This window comes from Pseudomonas sp. NFIX49 (genome assembly GCF_900115915.1).
GTDB lineage: Bacteria > Pseudomonadota > Gammaproteobacteria > Pseudomonadales > Pseudomonadaceae > Aquipseudomonas > Aquipseudomonas pharyngis.
The window spans coordinates 310,010-325,538 of record NZ_FOYE01000007.1 but is presented as its reverse complement, the minus strand read 5'-3'; the positions used below and the strand labels follow the sequence as shown (position 1 = coordinate 325,538).

General features: G+C 60.4%; 15 protein-coding genes. 13 read left to right on the top strand and 2 right to left on the bottom strand.

Annotated elements, in window-relative coordinates:
• Positions 1–18 precede the first annotated feature (18 nt).
• A complete protein-coding gene (locus BMZ46_RS21645) occupies positions 19–1,062 on the bottom strand; it encodes a PLP-dependent cysteine synthase family protein (protein ID WP_039771145.1) in 1,044 nt (347 codons plus the stop codon).
• A gap of 14 nt (positions 1,063–1,076) precedes the next feature.
• A complete protein-coding gene (locus BMZ46_RS21640; protein ID WP_074690765.1) occupies positions 1,077–2,471 on the bottom strand; it encodes a Y4yA family PLP-dependent enzyme in 1,395 nt (464 codons plus the stop codon).
• Between the two features lie 588 nt (positions 2,472–3,059).
• On the opposite strand from BMZ46_RS21640, the gene BMZ46_RS21635 reads away from it, so the two are divergent.
• The 13 genes from BMZ46_RS21635 to BMZ46_RS21575 all read left to right on the top strand — a co-directional run bounded on the left by BMZ46_RS21635 (position 3,060) and on the right by BMZ46_RS21575 (position 15,428).
• Positions 3,060–3,947: an HpcH/HpaI aldolase/citrate lyase family protein gene (locus BMZ46_RS21635; RefSeq protein ID WP_074690766.1), complete on the top strand. Its 888-nt coding sequence runs from the start codon at positions 3,060–3,062 to the stop codon at positions 3,945–3,947.
• Between the two features lie 15 nt (positions 3,948–3,962).
• Complete coding sequence (locus tag BMZ46_RS21630; protein ID WP_039771147.1) at positions 3,963–4,364, top strand: ParB N-terminal domain-containing protein; 402 nt, start codon at positions 3,963–3,965, stop codon at positions 4,362–4,364.
• Between the two features lie 160 nt (positions 4,365–4,524).
• Positions 4,525–6,729 (top strand): TonB-dependent receptor, encoded by a 2,205-nt coding sequence (locus tag BMZ46_RS21625; protein WP_074690767.1) that lies wholly within the window; start codon positions 4,525–4,527, stop codon positions 6,727–6,729.
• A gap of 90 nt (positions 6,730–6,819) precedes the next feature.
• Positions 6,820–7,191 (top strand): fe2+ zn2+ uptake regulation protein, encoded by a 372-nt coding sequence (locus tag BMZ46_RS21620; protein ID WP_074690768.1) that lies wholly within the window; start codon positions 6,820–6,822, stop codon positions 7,189–7,191.
• A 206-nt stretch (positions 7,192–7,397) separates the two neighbouring features.
• On the top strand, positions 7,398–8,354 hold the full coding sequence (locus tag BMZ46_RS21615) for an AraC family transcriptional regulator (protein WP_074690769.1): 957 nt from the start codon (positions 7,398–7,400) through the stop codon (positions 8,352–8,354).
• A gap of 141 nt (positions 8,355–8,495) precedes the next feature.
• Positions 8,496–9,851: a benzoate 1,2-dioxygenase large subunit gene (benA, locus tag BMZ46_RS21610; RefSeq protein ID WP_074690770.1), complete on the top strand. Its 1,356-nt coding sequence runs from the start codon at positions 8,496–8,498 to the stop codon at positions 9,849–9,851.
• Positions 9,851–10,339 (top strand): benzoate 1,2-dioxygenase small subunit, encoded by a 489-nt coding sequence (gene benB, locus BMZ46_RS21605; RefSeq protein ID WP_011333747.1) that lies wholly within the window; start codon positions 9,851–9,853, stop codon positions 10,337–10,339. Before benA ends, benB begins: the two co-directional genes overlap by 1 nt.
• Positions 10,340–10,385: 46 nt before the next feature.
• Positions 10,386–11,393 carry a benzoate 1,2-dioxygenase electron transfer component BenC gene (gene benC, locus BMZ46_RS21600; protein ID WP_064381965.1) on the top strand — a complete coding sequence of 336 codons (1,008 nt, stop codon included), beginning with the start codon at positions 10,386–10,388 and terminating at the stop codon, positions 11,391–11,393.
• Positions 11,394–11,420: 27 nt separating this feature from the next.
• Positions 11,421–12,182 (top strand): 1,6-dihydroxycyclohexa-2,4-diene-1-carboxylate dehydrogenase, encoded by a 762-nt coding sequence (locus BMZ46_RS21595; protein ID WP_074690771.1) that lies wholly within the window; start codon positions 11,421–11,423, stop codon positions 12,180–12,182.
• Between the two features lie 22 nt (positions 12,183–12,204).
• A complete protein-coding gene (locus BMZ46_RS21590) occupies positions 12,205–13,326 on the top strand; it encodes a muconate cycloisomerase family protein (RefSeq protein ID WP_074690772.1) in 1,122 nt (373 codons plus the stop codon).
• An 18-nt stretch (positions 13,327–13,344) separates the two neighbouring features.
• The gene (gene catC / locus BMZ46_RS21585; protein ID WP_039771165.1) at positions 13,345–13,635 is read left to right on the top strand and encodes a muconolactone Delta-isomerase; all 291 of its coding nucleotides are present in this window, start codon (positions 13,345–13,347) and stop codon (positions 13,633–13,635) included.
• Between the two features lie 41 nt (positions 13,636–13,676).
• Positions 13,677–14,591 carry a catechol 1,2-dioxygenase gene (catA, locus tag BMZ46_RS21580; RefSeq protein WP_074690773.1) on the top strand — a complete coding sequence of 305 codons (915 nt, stop codon included), beginning with the start codon at positions 13,677–13,679 and terminating at the stop codon, positions 14,589–14,591.
• 321 nt (positions 14,592–14,912) lie between these two features.
• Positions 14,913–15,428 carry an Hcp family type VI secretion system effector gene (locus tag BMZ46_RS21575; RefSeq protein WP_011333753.1) on the top strand — a complete coding sequence of 172 codons (516 nt, stop codon included), beginning with the start codon at positions 14,913–14,915 and terminating at the stop codon, positions 15,426–15,428.
• Positions 15,429–15,529: the final 101 nt, after the last annotated feature.

The following is a 15,529-nucleotide window of genomic DNA, read 5'->3' as shown; positions in this document are numbered from 1 at the left end:
TCCTGTGTGGGAGACGCGTCAGGCGACGCTCAATTGCAGGGGAGTGGCGTCGGATTCCAGCCAGCGGGTCTTGCCCAGCCAGCGGTCCAGTTGCGGGGCGACGTCCGGGTCCAGCAGGTCGCGTTCTTCCAGCCATTTGTCGTCGAATACGGTGTGCAGGTACTTCTCGCCACCGTCGGCAATCGGCACCACAACGTTGCCGGTCAGCGTGCCTTTGTGAATCAGCTCCAGCGCCTTGAAGATCGCTCCGCCGGTCGAACCGCCGACCAGCAGGGCCAGATTGCGTGCGATGTAGCGGGCGGTTTCGAACGCCTGAGAATCGGTCACCTGCAAGCCCAGGTCGATGCAGCTGTAGTCGAGCACCAGGCCAACGGTGTCGCCGGCCGGGGTGCCGGTCCCCGACTGGTAGTACGGATAGCCGGGATGGCCGAAGACGATGGAACCGGCCGGTTCGACGGCGACGGTAACGATGTCCGGGTTGTGCAGTTTCAGGCCGCGGGCGATGCCGGTCATCGAACCGCCAGTGCCGACGCAGCCAACGTACGCGCCGATGTGGCCACCGGCCTGGGCGATGGTTTCACGGACGAAGTCGCTGTAGCCGCCGGCATTGGCCGCGTTGTCGGACTGGTTCATGAACACCGCGCCGGGGATCTGCGAGGCGAGTTCGGCGGCCAACCGTTGACGCTCGACCACGGCCACTTCGTCTTCCCGGTACGTGCCGGCGACGAAGCGGATCTCGGCGCCCAGTGCCTTCATCACCGCGATCTTGTCCTGCGCCGCATGGTGATCGACCACCGCAATGAAATGCAGGTCGAACTCCACGGCTGCCATTGCCAGGCCGATGCCGGTATTGCCGGAGGACGATTCCACGACCACGCCACCGGGTTTCAACTTTCCGGACTTGAGCGCCGCCAAGACCATGTTGCGCGCCATACGGTCTTTAATGCTGCCGCCGGGGTTGTTCTTCTCTATCTTGAGCAAAAGTCGAGCGTTGGTATCCGGAACATCAATGCCCAACATTGGTGTATTGCCAATAAGATCCGAAACTTTATTCAGTATCATCTGGACGTCTTCCCTTAATAGTCAGGTGTGAATGCGTAGTTACCTTCCGTACAACAAGTCGCCGTCAGTCGCCGTGGCAACGGGTGGCGATGAAATTCGTTTTCCAGCAAGTCCATCTGATAACCGGCGGTATTGGCGTAGATCAATAAATCGCCGGTTTGCGGTGTTGTTTCGAAGTTGATCAATCGATGAGTAATCACGTCATCATCCAGGCAACTATGTCCGGCGATGTAGGCTTGCATCGGAACTTGTCTCGATTCTTTCGAAGTGATCAGGATTGGATCGACAAGGTATTCAGATGAAAACCAGGTTTCGCACGCGCTGAAACTGCTGCCTTCGGCAAAGATCACCACTTTGTTGTCGGCCAGTTGTTTGATACGGGTCACGCGAAAGACAGTAATGGCTGCTTGATCTACCAGACTTCGGCCTGGCTCCAGTGCCAGTTTTATATTCTGGCTCTTCAAGTAACCGGCAATGGTTTTTCCCGGGGAGTGCTCCGACTCCAGGAATAAGTCCAGCCACTGGCAAGCCGTCAGACTGCTGCCATAAGGATAAAAAGAGTTGGGCACTCGACGATTCTGATAATGACCAGGGTTGTTGTCGTTCTGCAAAAAACTGTCGTACTCCTGCGGGTCGACGTAGCGCATCGGCAGGCCACCACCGATGTCAATCATGACCGGGTCGAGGCCCATTTCCCTGGCGGCATCGAAGAACCCGGTCACTTCACGGAAGGCCTGTGCCCGGGTTTCGTAGCCGTATCCGCCGAGGTGGAAATGGAAACCTTCGAAGTGCAACGACTCCCGATGTTCCGTCAGCCATTGCAAGCACTGAAACACGTCATCGGCGCCCATTCCGAAGCGGCTCGACGAGCAATTTGTTGGCCTGTAACGCAGCAGGACTCGGGCTTTTGCCGGTGGCGGCGAGGTGTCGAGCAACGCTGTTAGCTCGCTGAATTCTTCTCGGGAATCCACACAAATCAGCGAACCGCCTTGCACCAGCGCTTGATGAAACGCGTTGGTTTTGGCCGGCCCGGTTGCGCACAAATGTTCCGCTTTGGTCCCGGCGCGCAGTGCAGCTTGCAACTCAAACAGGCTCGATACGTCAGTGCCGATGCCCGAAGACGCAGCCGCAGCCAGCAGGCACTGGGACTTGTTGGCTTTGGCGCCGTAGAAAATCGCGCAGTCGACGTCATGCTTTTTCAGCACCGATTGCAGCGCCTGGGCGTTGGCCTCAAAGGCATGTGGCCACACCAGATTCAGCGGCGATCCGTGTTGTTTAACAAGCTCAACAAGTTTTCCTGGTGAATGTTGAAGAAAGTTTTCGATAACAGGATCAAGTAACGGTTTCAGCACTTTTGTGTAATGAGCTTCAGTTGTGTGTTTAACGGGCGGCGCAATTAATTCAGGCATAGAAAACCTCTGGCGTAAATAATCGCCATATGTATGTTGCGTGTTCTTGCTGCTCGTCAGATACGAATGTTTAAAAAGGTGGAGGCGGATGACAGATCCGCTCTGGAATTAAACAAGGGGCATGTTCTTTCATAAAATTTTCACAAATCTGTTTCATGAGAACCCCACTCCTTAAGGCTCAGGCAGGCAAGGAGAAGGCCAATAAAATATGGCCTTTTCGCTTTTGAAGTGCCATTGCCTGACATGTAAATGACATCATTGCGCCGAACTTTCCGTGAACAAAATCGCAGGTCTTGATTTGAGTCTCGACCCTGTCAGCGGCTCGAACAATATTGCGAACGGGAACGATTATCAAGTAAGGTTTTCAAATATTTTTGAATGAACACACACAACAGGGGAGTGCGAAGCCGTTTGTTCGCCTGCTCAAGTAAGCGCTCGCGTATTGATTAAAAATTCTCTTAACGCCTTGTTATTCAAGGTGTTGACGATTGATTCAATGCGCCTGAAATCAACCCGGTTTTTCCCCTGTAACAGGTGTTCGAATTTTTTTTGAAAACCCACGACTGAAGCACGCTCAGGAGAGTCCCGATGACTGTTCGTCACAGCACCAACGCTACGCTTCCCATCAGCTACCTGTTCGTTCCCGGCAACCGCCCGGAGCGTTTTTCCAAAGCGGTCGACGCCGGGCCGGACGCGATCATTCTCGACCTCGAAGATGCCGTTCATCCGAACAGCAAAGCCGTGGCCCGGGCGTCGATCTGGGCCTGGCAACAGAGCACGCCTGAAACCGCCTGCCGGCGTTACATCCGGCTGAACAGCGTCGGCAGTTCGCTGTTTCGCCAGGACATGACGTGGCTGGGTGATATGCGCTACCCCGAGCGCTGCGCGGGGATTTTCCTGCCCAAGGCCGAATGCCCGGAGAGCCTGTCCCATGTCGTCGGGCGACTGCTGGAATGGAACCCCGAGCTGCAGATCGTCGCCATCATCGAGACCGCCAAGGGCTTGCATCAGGTCGAGGCGATTGCGGCGATTCCCGGGTTGGCGCGGCTGGCATTCGGTTCGCTGGATTTTTCCCTGGACATCGATTGCAGCCAGATTCCCGAAGCGTTTCTGTTCGCCCGCAATCGCATCGTGCTGGCTTCGCGGGTGGCCGGGTTACCGGCGCCGATCGATGGCGTGACCCCGGCCATCAGCGACATGCCGGTGGTCGAGCGCGACTCGCGTTACGCCCGGTCACTGGGGTTCGGCGCCAAGCTGTGTATCCATCCTTCGCAAATCACTACGGTGCAGAAAGCCTTCCTGCCCAACGCCCGCCAACTGGCGTGGGCGGATCGGGTCCTGAACGCGGTGGCCGGGGGCAGTCACGCGGTGCAGGTCGACGGCGAAATGGTCGATCTGCCGCTCATCGAACAGGCCCAGCGCCTGCGGGACATGGCCAGCCAGTACGCGCTGGTCGCCAACGCGGATGCCTGCTGAAACCGGGGGTGAAGCATGGGACATGGTTACCAGATTGCCTTGCGTGCGCTGTGCGACGTGCGGCAATCCGAGCAGGTCGATCCGCTCAACGTGCAACGTCTGCGCGAGGCGATCATCCAGGCCGGGCATTGGCTGGAACCGATCATCGTCGAGCGTTCCCGGGGCATCGTGATGGACGGCAACCACCGGTTCAACGCAGCGCGGGCACTGGGGTTGAAACGCGTGCCGTGCATCCAGCTCGACTACGCCGACCCACGGGTTTGTGTGCGCCACTGGCAAACCGGACAAGCGTTCGAAGTGGCGCAGATTTTCACCACCATCGAGCGTGGCGAATTGTTCCCGTACAAGACCACCCGCCACGCGTTCGACCCCGCGCTGCCGGTGGTCTCCATCCCGCTGCACTGCCTGTATGACTGATCGGCGTCGGAGGGTGGGTTTCACTGCCCCATCCTCCGGCGTGTTCCCCTGCGGGCGATCCGCGCAAAAAAATATTCGGCCACGCTGATACTTTTTCGATTGTCGACTGGCAAATAGGAGTCATTACCATTTTCAGCCATTCGAGAAGGACCCAATCGTCATGTCTGTTGCACGCCGACCCTGCAGTGAACGCGCCCTCACACTGGCCATTCGCACCGCGATGCTGAGTTCTATCCTGGCCGCAGGAAGCGCCACTGCCTGGGCAGCAGACCCCAAGCAACCCGAGCAACAGGACGCCGCCGCCACCGAAGGGCTGACGCTGGACACCACCAACGTCAACGCCCGTTACAACGGCGCAACCGCATTGCCGGAAGTCCTCGCCGGCGGGCAGGTCGCCCGAGGCGCAAGGCTGGGGATGATGGGCAACAAAGACGTGATGGACACGCCGTTCAGCGTGACCAGCTACACCGCCAAAACCCTCGCGGATCTGCAAACGGTCACCGTGGCTGATGCACTGGAGCGCGACCCATCGGTGCGCTCGACCGGGCAGACCGGTGGGATCGTCGATTCGTTTTTCATCCGGGGATTTGCGATAGGCGAGGGCAACCTCGGCGAGCTGGCCTATGACGGTGTGTACGGCGTTGCGCCCAACTATCGCGTGTTCACCGAATACGCCGAGCGCGTCGAAGTGCTCAAGGGGCCGGGCGCGCTGATGTACGGGATTTCGCCCAACAGTGGTGTTGGCGGCGTGATCAACATCGTACCCAAACGGCCGCTGGCCGAAGACCTGACCCGCTTCACCGGCAGTTACGCGTCGGACTCGCAAGTGGGCGGGCACCTGGACATCAGTCGGCGTTTCGGTGACGAAAACCAGTTCGGCGTACGTTTCAATGGCAGCCTCCAGGGCGGCGACACTGCGGTGGATGATCAGGAGAGGGACCTCAACATCGGTGCAATCGCCCTCGACTACCAGGGCGAGCGCTTGCGTCTGAACCTGGATTTCATCAGCCAGAAAGAGAGCTTCGAGGCGGCGTCGCGCCCGTTCACCATCGCACCGGGCGTCGAGATTCCATCGGCGCCGAACGGCCGCACCAACCTGCCGCAGGACTGGGGCTGGTCGGACACCAAGGAGCAGTCGGCCTTGCTCGGCGGCGAGTACGACCTCAACGATAATCTGACGGTATTCGCCCACGCCGGCGGTGGCCGCTCCGACGTCAAGCGCATGTCCGACCAGGTGCCGCGAATCCTCAACGACGCCGGCGACACCAGCAACATCCCCGGCTATTACAAATTCAACGTCGACCGTTCGACGGCCGACGTGGGCATGCGTGCGCTGTTCGCCACCGGCCCGGTCACCCACACGACCACGGTCATGGCGACCCGTTATCAGGATGAGTTGTCCCGGGGCATCAACAACGGCACGGAAATCCGCTCGAACATCTACCACCCGGTGGACGTGCCCAAGCAGTACATCAACTCGCCGAAAGTGCTGCGCATTTCCGAATCGGAACTGTCCGGCATCGCGTTGACCGACACCCTGGGCTTTCTCGATGACCGGATCCAGTTGACCCTCGGCGTGCGCCGTCAGGACATCGAATCGCGTAACTACAACGCTTCGGGTGCGGTCAGCTCCCGTTACGACGACAACGCGACGACGCCGTTGGCAGGCGTGGTGGTCAAACCGTGGGAAGACGTTTCGCTGTACTACAACTACGTCGAAGGCCTGAGCAAAGGTGATATCGCTCCGGGCACGGCGGCGAACTCCGGTGAAACCTTCGCACCCTACAAATCCAGGCAGCACGAAATCGGCGTCAAGTACGAACACGGCACGTTCATGACCACTCTGGCGCTGTTCCAGATCGAGAAGCCGAGCGGCGAAATCGGCGCCGGCAACGTGTTCTCGGTGCAAGCCGAACAACGTAACCGTGGTGTCGAGCTGAGCATGTTCGGTGAAGTGGCGCCGGGCACCCGCCTGATGGGCGGCGTGACCTTGCTCGATGGCGAACTGACGGATTCGGCCACCGCCGCCAACCGTGGCAACAAACCGGTGGGCGTGCCGGATGTCCAGGCCAACCTCTGGGCCGAGTGGGACACACCGTGGGTCGAAGGTTTCACCCTGACCGGCGGCGCGATCTACACCGACAGCCAATACGTCAATCAGGCCAACACCCAGGAACTGCCTTCCTGGACCCGCATCGACGCCGGCGCTCGCTACGCCACCAAGATCGAAGGACGGCCGACCACGTTCCGCGCCACGGTGCAGAACGTGTTTGATCGCGAGTACTGGTCGGGTGTGGCGTCCTATGGCGCGTTCTCCCCGGGCTATCCACGCACGTTGCAGTTGTCGGCGACCGTCGACTTCTGATCCGGGGGCGCACTGTCGGGTGCGCCTTCTTATATATAGAGCTACGCACAGCGGTTGATCACAGAGCCTTCAAGGAAAAGGAGTATTCGAATGTTAACCAGCCCGGCATCGACTTCCTCTGGTACGCCATTGCCGATCCCGAAAGTCCAGCGAGCCTTCGATTTCGAGCGCAGCACCAACGAGCATATCCGTGAGCTGCTGCATTATTACGGGCTGCGCACCAGCCTGATCCGGATCAAGGTGATCGATGCCTTGCTGGTTGCCACACGGGAAGGACGCGCCGTTGGCGGGCGCGGGGTGCATGGGTACCTGCAGGCATTTGTCAGCGGCATTCAGTTCATCAGCGTGAGGGAAGTGCTCAAGCGTTTGTGCGAGGAGGGCGTCATCGTGTTTCAGCCCGACAAAAGCTACCGTTTCACCGGCGAGGCCTATGCGATGCTGGAGCAGCATGCCGATCGCTGAGTGATCGGGTGTGCCGGCCAGATCAAACCACCTGTTCGCAGGTGGTTTTTTCGTTGGGGGCCGTCAATCCCGATTCGCTGAAAGCGTTCGATCACCGGACACCCGAACCTTCGTCCAATTGCCCGATCTTGTTCGCCGGCGTACTGTGACCGGTGATGGCGTAAACCGTGACCATCACCATAACGACAAGATCGAGTGCCTTGCCCATGGACAGCCGCCTGCTGAGCGACCGCAGCAGCGTGTTTCGCCACGCTGACCCGTATGCCGTCTCCGACTATGTGAACCAGCACGTCGGCCAGCATTTCATCGGCCTGTCCAAAACCACCCACCCGCAAGCCAGCCTCAACCACCGCAAACTCGCCGACCTCGATCTGTGCCGCATCAGCTATGGCGGCAGCGTTCGCGTCACTTCACTTGCACTGGAAACGGTCTATCACCTGCAAGTCCTGCTGCAAGGCAACTGCCTGTGGCGCGGGCACAAGCGCGAGCATCATCTGGTGCCGGGCGAATTGCTGCTGATCAACCCGGACGATCCGGTGGACCTGACTTATTCCGACGATTGCGAGAAGTTCATCCTCAAGGTGCCGGTCAGCGTGCTGGAATCGGTGTGCGACGAACAGCGCTGGCTGCATCCTGCCCGCGGCATCCGGTTTCTGCGCAATCATTACCGGCTCGACGAACTGGAAGGCTTTACCAATCTGCTGGGCATGATCTGCCAGGAAGCTGAAGCCAGCGACCCGTTGCTGCGGGTGCAGGAGCATTATGCGCAGATCGTCGGTAGCAAACTGATCTCGCTGATGAACACCAACGTCAGCCGTGAATGCCTGAGTTCGCCGAGCGTCAGTTTCGAGCGGATCCTCGACTATATAGAGCGCAACCTGAAGCTGGATCTGCCCGCCGAACACCTGGCGGCCCAGGCAAACATGAGCTCGCGCTCCCTGTACGCGCTGTTCGAACGCCAGCTCGGCGTGACCCCGATGCAATACATCCGCCAGCGCAAGCTGGAACGCATTCATGCCTGTCTCAGCGACCCGAGCTGCCCGGTGCGCAACCTCACCGAACTGGCGCTCGACTACGGCTTCCTGCACCTCGGGCGTTTCTCCGAAAGCTACCGCCAGCAGTTCGGCGAATTGCCGTCCGTGACCTTCAAGCGCCGCCACTGAAGTCCCGCCTCGAAACAATCTGAAGCACCTGCTGCGCCGTCCTGCACAAAACGGATAGCGCTCTGCAGGATTCGGATATTGCCGCCCGCGTTGCCTCCCTAATCTGACCTGGCCTGAACAATAACAATGGAGGCCCCGGCCATGTCCCTGGGAATCGACTACCTCAATGCCATGCTTGAAGAGGACCCCGAAAAGGGGGCCTACCGCTGCAAGCGGGAGATGTTCACCGATCCGCGGCTGTTCGAACTGGAGATGGCGCACATCTTCGAAGGCAACTGGATCTACCTCGCCCACGAAAGCCAGATCCCCAACGCCAACGATTTTCTGACCACCACCATGGGTCGCCAACCCGTGTTCATCGCCCGCAACAAGGCCGGTGAACTCAATGCCTTTCTCAATGCGTGCAGCCATCGCGGCGCCATGCTTTGCCGGCACAAGTCCGGCAACCGTTCCAGCTATACCTGCCCGTTCCACGGCTGGACGTTCAACAACAGCGGCAAACTGCTCAAGGTCAAGGACCCGGGCGAAGCCGGCTATCCCGAAGGCTTCAACTGCGAAGGCTCCCACGACCTCACCAAAGTCGCGCGTTTCGAGTCCTATCGCGGCTTTCTGTTCGGCAGCCTGAATGCCGATGTGAAAACCCTCGTCGAGCATCTGGGCGAGTCGGCCAAGATCATCGACATGATCGTCGATCAGTCCCCTGAAGGTCTGGAAGTGCTGCGCGGTTCCAGCTCCTACATCTATGAAGGCAACTGGAAACTCACCGCCGAAAATGGTGCCGACGGCTATCACGTCAGCTCCGTGCACTGGAACTACGCCGCTACCCAGAACCAGCGTCAGCAGCGTGACGCCGGTGAAGAAATCAAGACCATGAGCGCCGGCAGTTGGGCGAAGAAGGGCGGCGGTTTCTACTCGTTCGACCACGGCCATCTGCTGCTCTGGACCCGCTGGGCCAACCCCGAGGATCGTCCGGCCTACGAGCGTCGTGATGAACTGGCCCGGGACTTCGGCCAGGCCCGCGCCGACTGGATGATCGAGAACTCGCGCAACCTGTGCCTGTACCCCAACGTGTACCTGATGGATCAGTTCAGCTCGCAGATCCGCATCGCCCGGCCGATCTCCGTCGACAAGACCGAGATCACCATCTACTGCATCGCGCCCAAAGGCGAAAGCGCGGAGGCCCGGGCCAAGCGTATCCGCCAGTACGAAGACTTCTTCAACGTCAGCGGCATGGCCACCCCGGATGACCTCGAAGAGTTCCGCTCGTGCCAGACCGGTTACGGCGCCGGGCGCGGCTGGAACGACATGTCCCGTGGCGCGACCCATTGGGTCGAAGGCGCGGACGCGGCGGCGGAGGAAATCGACCTCAAGCCCTTGCTGTCCGGCATGCGCACCGAGGACGAAGGCCTGTTCGTGCTGCAACACAAGTACTGGCAGGAAACCATGCTCAAGGCCGCTTCGGCCGAGCAGGTTCTGATTCCCGTGGAGGCTGTGTGATGAGCAACCTCTACGACACCGTGCGCGATTTCCTCTACCGCGAAGCGCGTTATCTGGACGACGGCCAGTGGGATCAGTGGCTGGAACTCTACGCCGCCGACGCCAGTTTCTGGATGCCGGCCTGGGACGACCACGACACCCTGACCGAAGACCCGCAAAGCGAAATCTCGTTGATCTGGTATGGCAACCGTGGCGGCCTCGAAGACCGGGTGTTCCGGATCAAGACCGAGCGCTCCAGCGCGACCATCCCCGACACTCGCACCTCGCACAACCTCAGCAACATCGAGATCGTCGAGCAAGGCGAAGGGCAATGTCAGGTGCGCTTTAACTGGCACACCCTGAGCTTTCGCTATCAGGTCACCGACAGTTATTTCGGCACCAGCTTCTACACCCTCGACCTGCGCGGCGAACAGCCGCTGATCAAGGCCAAGAAAGTCGTGCTGAAGAACGATTACGTCCGTCAGGTCATCGACATCTATCACATCTGATCGAGACGGCGGCGAGCCGGGCTCGACGCTGTGAGCGAGGTGCACCATGAGTTTCCAGATCGCACTGAATTTCGAAGACGGGGTCACCCGTTTCATCGAGGCCTCGGGCCACGAAACCGTTGCCGACGCGGCGTATCGCCAAGGCATCAACATCCCGCTGGACTGCCGCGACGGCGCCTGCGGCACCTGCAAATGTTTCGCCGAGGCCGGGCGCTACGCCATGGGCGACAACTTCATCGAAGACGCCCTGAGTGAAGACGAACTGGCCCAGGGTTATGTGCTGACCTGCCAGATGCGCGCCGAAAGCGATTGCGTGGTGCGAGTGCCGGTCGGCTCGCAGGTGTGCAAGACCGAGCAGGCGAGTTATCAGGCGTCGATCAGCGATGTCCGGCAGCTTTCCGAAAGCACCATCGCGCTGTCGCTCAAGGGCGAATCCCTGAGCAAACTGGCGTTCCTGCCCGGTCAGTACGTCAACCTGCAAGTGCCGGGCAGCGAGCAATCCCGCGCCTATTCCTTCAGCTCGTTGCAGAAGAACGGCGAGGTCAGTTTCCTGATCCGCAATGTCCCCGGCGGCCTGATGAGCAGCTTCCTCACCGGGCTGGCCAAGGCCGGCGACAGCCTGAATCTGGCCGGGCCGCTGGGCAGTTTTTACCTGCGCGAGATCAAGCGGCCGTTGTTGCTGTTGGCGGGCGGCACCGGGCTGGCGCCTTTCACGGCGATGCTGGAGAAGATCGCCGAGCAGGGCAGCGAGCATCCAGTTCACCTGATCTACGGCGTGACCAACGATTTCGATCTGGTGGAACTCGACCGCCTCGAAGCCTTCGCCGCGCGCATTCCGAATTTCAGCTTCGGCGCCTGCGTGGCCAATCCGCAGAGCCAGCACCCGCTCAAGGGCTACGTCACCCAACACATCGAACCGCGCCACCTCAACGAAGGCGACGTCGACGTGTACCTGTGCGGCCCGCCGCCGATGGTCGAGGCGGTCAGCCAGTACATCCGCGAGCAGGGCATCACGCCGGCGAACTTCTACTACGAGAAATTCGCGGCGGCCTGAGTCTTCTTTCTGAATTGCGAGGTTGTCATGAGCAACAGATTCGCCAACAAGGTCGCGTTGGTCACCGGCGCGGCGCAGGGCATCGGTCGCCGGGTGTGCGAGCACTTGCTGGAGGAGGGCGCGCAGGTGATTGCTGTCGACCGCTCCGAACTGGTTCACGAACTGCAAGGCGAGGGCGTGCTGTCGCTGACCGCCGACCTCGAGCAATACGCCGATTGTGCGCGGGTGATGAGGGCATCCGTCGATGCGTTCGGGCGCCTGGATGTGCTGGTCAACAACGTCGGCGGCACCATCTGGGCCAAGCCGTTCGAGCATTACGAAGTCGAGCAGATCGAGGCCGAAGTGCGCCGCTCGCTGTTCCCGACGCTGTGGTGCTGCCACGCCGCATTGCCGTACATGCTCAAGCAGGGGCGCGGCGCGATCGTCAATGTGTCGTCGATTGCGACCCGCAGCCTGAACCGCGTCCCTTACGGCGCAGCCAAGGGCGGGATCAATGCGCTGACTGCCTGCCTGGCATTCGAAAACGCCGAGCGCGGGATTCGGGTCAACGCCACCGCGCCCGGCGGCACCGAAGCGCCGCCCCGGCGCATCCCGCGTAACGCCGCCGAACAGTCCGCGCAGGAGCAGGCCTGGTATCAGGAAATCGTCGCGCAAACCCTCGATAGCAGCCTGATGAAACGTTACGGAACCATTGACGAACAGGTCGGTGCGATTCTGTTTCTCGCCTCGGACGACGCCTCCTACATCACCGGTGTGACCCTGCCGGTCGGTGGCGGTGACCTCGGTTGATCACGCTTGAATGGACACTGAAATGAACCGGATCCTGATTGAAAACCTGTCGGCGGTCATCGTCGACCTGCCGACCATCCGCCCGCACAAACTGGCGATGCACACGATGCAGAACCAGACGCTGGTGATCCTGCGCCTGCGTTGCAGTGACGGTATCGAAGGCATCGGCGAAGCCACCACCATTGGCGGTCTGGCCTACGGCTACGAAAGCCCGGAAAGCATCAAGGCCAACATCGACGCGCACCTGGCGCCGGCGCTGATCGGCATGGACGCGGACAACATCAACGCCGCGATGCAGAAACTCGACAAGATCGCCAAGGGCAACACCTTCGCCAAGTCCGGCATCGAGAGCGCCTTGCTCGATGCCCAAGGCAAACGTCTCGGTCTGCCCGTGAGCGAACTGCTCGGTGGCCGGGTCCGCGACAGCCTCGAAGTCGCCTGGACTCTGGCCAGCGGCGACACCGCCCGCGACATCGCCGAGGCCGAACAAATGCTGGAAGCGCGGCGGCACCGGATCTTCAAATTGAAGATCGGCGCCAACCCGTTGGAGCAGGATCTGAAACACGTGGTGGCGATCAAAAAAGCCCTGGGTGAGCGCGCCAGCGTACGGGTCGACGTCAACCAGTATTGGGACGAATCCCAGGCGATTCGTGGCTGCCAGGTGCTCGGCGACAACGGTATCGATCTGATCGAGCAGCCGATCTCGCGGGTCAATCGTTCGGGGCAGATTCGCCTGAACCAGCGCAGCCCGGCGCCGATCATGGCCGACGAATCCATTGAAAGCGTCGAGGATGCGTTCAGCCTCGCCGCCGACGGAGCCGCCAGCGTCTTCGCCCTGAAGATCGCCAAGAACGGCGGCCCGCGCGCCGTGTTGCGCACCGCGCAAATCGCCGAAGCCGCCGGCATCGCTTTGTACGGCGGCACCATGCTCGAAGGCTCCGTCGGCACGCTGGCTTCGGCCCATGCGTTCCTCACGCTCAGGCAACTGACCTGGGACACCGAGCTGTTCGGCCCGTTGTTGCTGACCGAAGACATCGTCACCGAGCGCCCGCAGTACCGCGACTTTCACCTGCACATTCCACGCACCCCGGGCCTGGGCCTGACGCTGGATGAAGAGCGTCTGGCGCGTTTTCGCCGGCACTGATTCCTTAAGGAGAACGCCATGCTGTTCCACGTAAAAATGACCGTGAAATTGCCCGCCGACATGGACCCGGCCGTTGCCACAAAGCTCAAGGCCGACGAAAAGGAACTCGCCCAGCGCCTGCAACGCGAAGGCCAGTGGCGCCATCTCTGGCGCATCGCCGGGCACTACGCCAATTACAGCGTGTTCGACGTCCCAAGCGTCGAAGCGCTGCACGACACCCTGATGCTGTTGCCGCTGTTTCCCTACATGGACATCGAGATCGACGGCCTCTGCCGCCATCCCTCATCGATCCACACCGACGACCGCTGAGCCCGGACCCGACCCCACAACAACAAGATGAGGTGAACACCATGACCGTGAAGATTGCCCACACTGCCGAGCTGCAAGCGTTCTTCGAACAAGCCGCCGGTTTCGCCAACGACGGCGGCAGCTCGCGTCTGAAAACCATCGTCCTGCGGGTGTTGCAGGACACCGCCCGGATCATCGAAGACCTTGAGATCAGCGAAGACGAATTCTGGAAAGCCGTCGATTACCTCAACCGCCTGGGCGGCCGCTCGGAAGCCGGGCTGCTGGTGGCCGGCCTCGGCCTCGAGCATTTTCTCGACCTGCTGCAGGACGCCAAGGATGCGCAGATCGGCTTGACCGGCGGCACGCCGCGCACCATCGAAGGCCCGTTGTACGTGGCCGGCGCGCCGCTGTACGAAGGTGAATGCCGGATGGACGACGGCAGCGAGGAGGGCGTCGCCACGCTGATGTTGCTCGAAGGCCAGGTGTTCGACCCGCAGGGCCAGCCGCTGGTCGGCGCCACGGTCGACCTGTGGCACGCCAACACCAAAGGTACTTACTCGTTCTTCGACCAGAGCCAGTCCGAATACAACCTGCGCCGGCGGATCATCACCGACGCCGAAGGCCGCTACCGCGCCCGCAGCATCGTGCCCTCCGGTTATGGCTGCGACCCGCAAGGCCCGACCCAGGAATGCCTCGACCTGCTCGGCCGCCACGGCCAGCGCCCGGCTCATATTCACTTCTTCATTTCTGCACCGGGGCATCGGCACCTTACGACGCAGATCAATCTGTCCGGGGACAAGTATCTGTGGGATGACTTTGCGTATGCGACCCGTGAAGGGTTGGTCGGGGAGGTCGAATTTCTGGAGGATGCAGCGGGACGTCGAGCCGAATTGAAGTTCGACTTTCAGTTGCAGCAGGCGCCGGATGCGGCGGCGCAGCAGCGCAGTCAACGACCACGGGCGTTGCAGGAAGTCTGATTTCGGAGCTCTGATCGGATTGGCGCAACTGCGCAAAAAGTTGCGCAGTTGCCCGTAATAAAATCACGGTGAAAGCCACGGCAAGCTCTCTATATCGAGGCTTACAGCCAAGTGCGCAAGAAGTTGCACAGCATTGCGCAACTTCTTGCGCACTTTTTCCCTGTTTCCTACAGCCAAAATCGAACGAATCTCACGTAAACGTCGTAAGTCTTTGATGGGTAACAGCCCTGATACGGCTGGCACGACTTTTGATAACTCCTTGGCCACCCGGGCAGGCAATCACGCCGTCCGGTCCTGTCTTTTGAGCAAGGAGCACACCCCATGGCAACACCAGCGTACATGTCGGTTACCGGCGAAAAACAAGGCCTGATCACTGCCGGCGCCTTCACCGCCGACTCCGTTGGCAACACCTATCAGGAAGGCCACGAAGACCAGGTCATGGTTCAGGCTTTCACCCACGACGTGATTATCCCGCGTGACCCGCAATCCGGTCAGCCAACCGGTCAGCGCGTGCACAAGCCAGTCGTGATCACCAAGGTCTACGACAAGGCTTCGCCTCTGCTGCAAGCGGCTCTGACTTCCGGCGAGCGCATGAGCGAAATCGTTATCCAGTGGTACCGTACTTCGGCGCAAGGCACCCAAGAGCACTACTACACCACCAAACTGGAAGACGCGATCATCGTCGCCATCAACAACAAGATGCACAACTGCCAGGACCCGGCAAACGCCCACTTCACTCATCTGGAAGAGGTGCATTTCACCTACCGCAAGATCACCTGGACCCACGAAGTCTCCGGTACTTCGGGCTCCGATGACTGGCGTGCTCCGGTCGTTTAAACGCGGCTGATGGTTGTACCGTTCCGGCCAGCGTTACTGGCCGGAACCTCTGAGTTCTTAAAGGATTACTGCCGCCAGATGCTTATCCATCTGGCGTGGGT

Excerpts from the sequence above, each read along its gene's own strand:
- BMZ46_RS21645 (WP_039771145.1), bottom strand. The coding sequence starts at position 1,062 with ATGATACTGAATAAAGTTTCGGATCTTATTGGCAATACACCAATGTTG.
- BMZ46_RS21640 (WP_074690765.1), bottom strand. The coding sequence starts at position 2,471 with ATGCCTGAATTAATTGCGCCGCCCGTTAAACACACAACTGAAGCTCAT.
- BMZ46_RS21635 (WP_074690766.1), top strand. The coding sequence starts at position 3,060 with ATGACTGTTCGTCACAGCACCAACGCTACGCTTCCCATCAGCTACCTG.
- BMZ46_RS21630 (WP_039771147.1), top strand. The coding sequence starts at position 3,963 with ATGGGACATGGTTACCAGATTGCCTTGCGTGCGCTGTGCGACGTGCGG.
- BMZ46_RS21625 (WP_074690767.1), top strand. The coding sequence starts at position 4,525 with ATGTCTGTTGCACGCCGACCCTGCAGTGAACGCGCCCTCACACTGGCC.
- BMZ46_RS21620 (WP_074690768.1), top strand. The coding sequence starts at position 6,820 with ATGTTAACCAGCCCGGCATCGACTTCCTCTGGTACGCCATTGCCGATC.
- BMZ46_RS21615 (WP_074690769.1), top strand. The coding sequence starts at position 7,398 with ATGGACAGCCGCCTGCTGAGCGACCGCAGCAGCGTGTTTCGCCACGCT.
- benA (WP_074690770.1), top strand. The coding sequence starts at position 8,496 with ATGTCCCTGGGAATCGACTACCTCAATGCCATGCTTGAAGAGGACCCC.
- benB (WP_011333747.1), top strand. The coding sequence starts at position 9,851 with ATGAGCAACCTCTACGACACCGTGCGCGATTTCCTCTACCGCGAAGCG.
- benC (WP_064381965.1), top strand. The coding sequence starts at position 10,386 with ATGAGTTTCCAGATCGCACTGAATTTCGAAGACGGGGTCACCCGTTTC.
- BMZ46_RS21595 (WP_074690771.1), top strand. The coding sequence starts at position 11,421 with ATGAGCAACAGATTCGCCAACAAGGTCGCGTTGGTCACCGGCGCGGCG.
- BMZ46_RS21590 (WP_074690772.1), top strand. The coding sequence starts at position 12,205 with ATGAACCGGATCCTGATTGAAAACCTGTCGGCGGTCATCGTCGACCTG.
- catC (WP_039771165.1), top strand. The coding sequence starts at position 13,345 with ATGCTGTTCCACGTAAAAATGACCGTGAAATTGCCCGCCGACATGGAC.
- catA (WP_074690773.1), top strand. The coding sequence starts at position 13,677 with ATGACCGTGAAGATTGCCCACACTGCCGAGCTGCAAGCGTTCTTCGAA.
- BMZ46_RS21575 (WP_011333753.1), top strand. The coding sequence starts at position 14,913 with ATGGCAACACCAGCGTACATGTCGGTTACCGGCGAAAAACAAGGCCTG.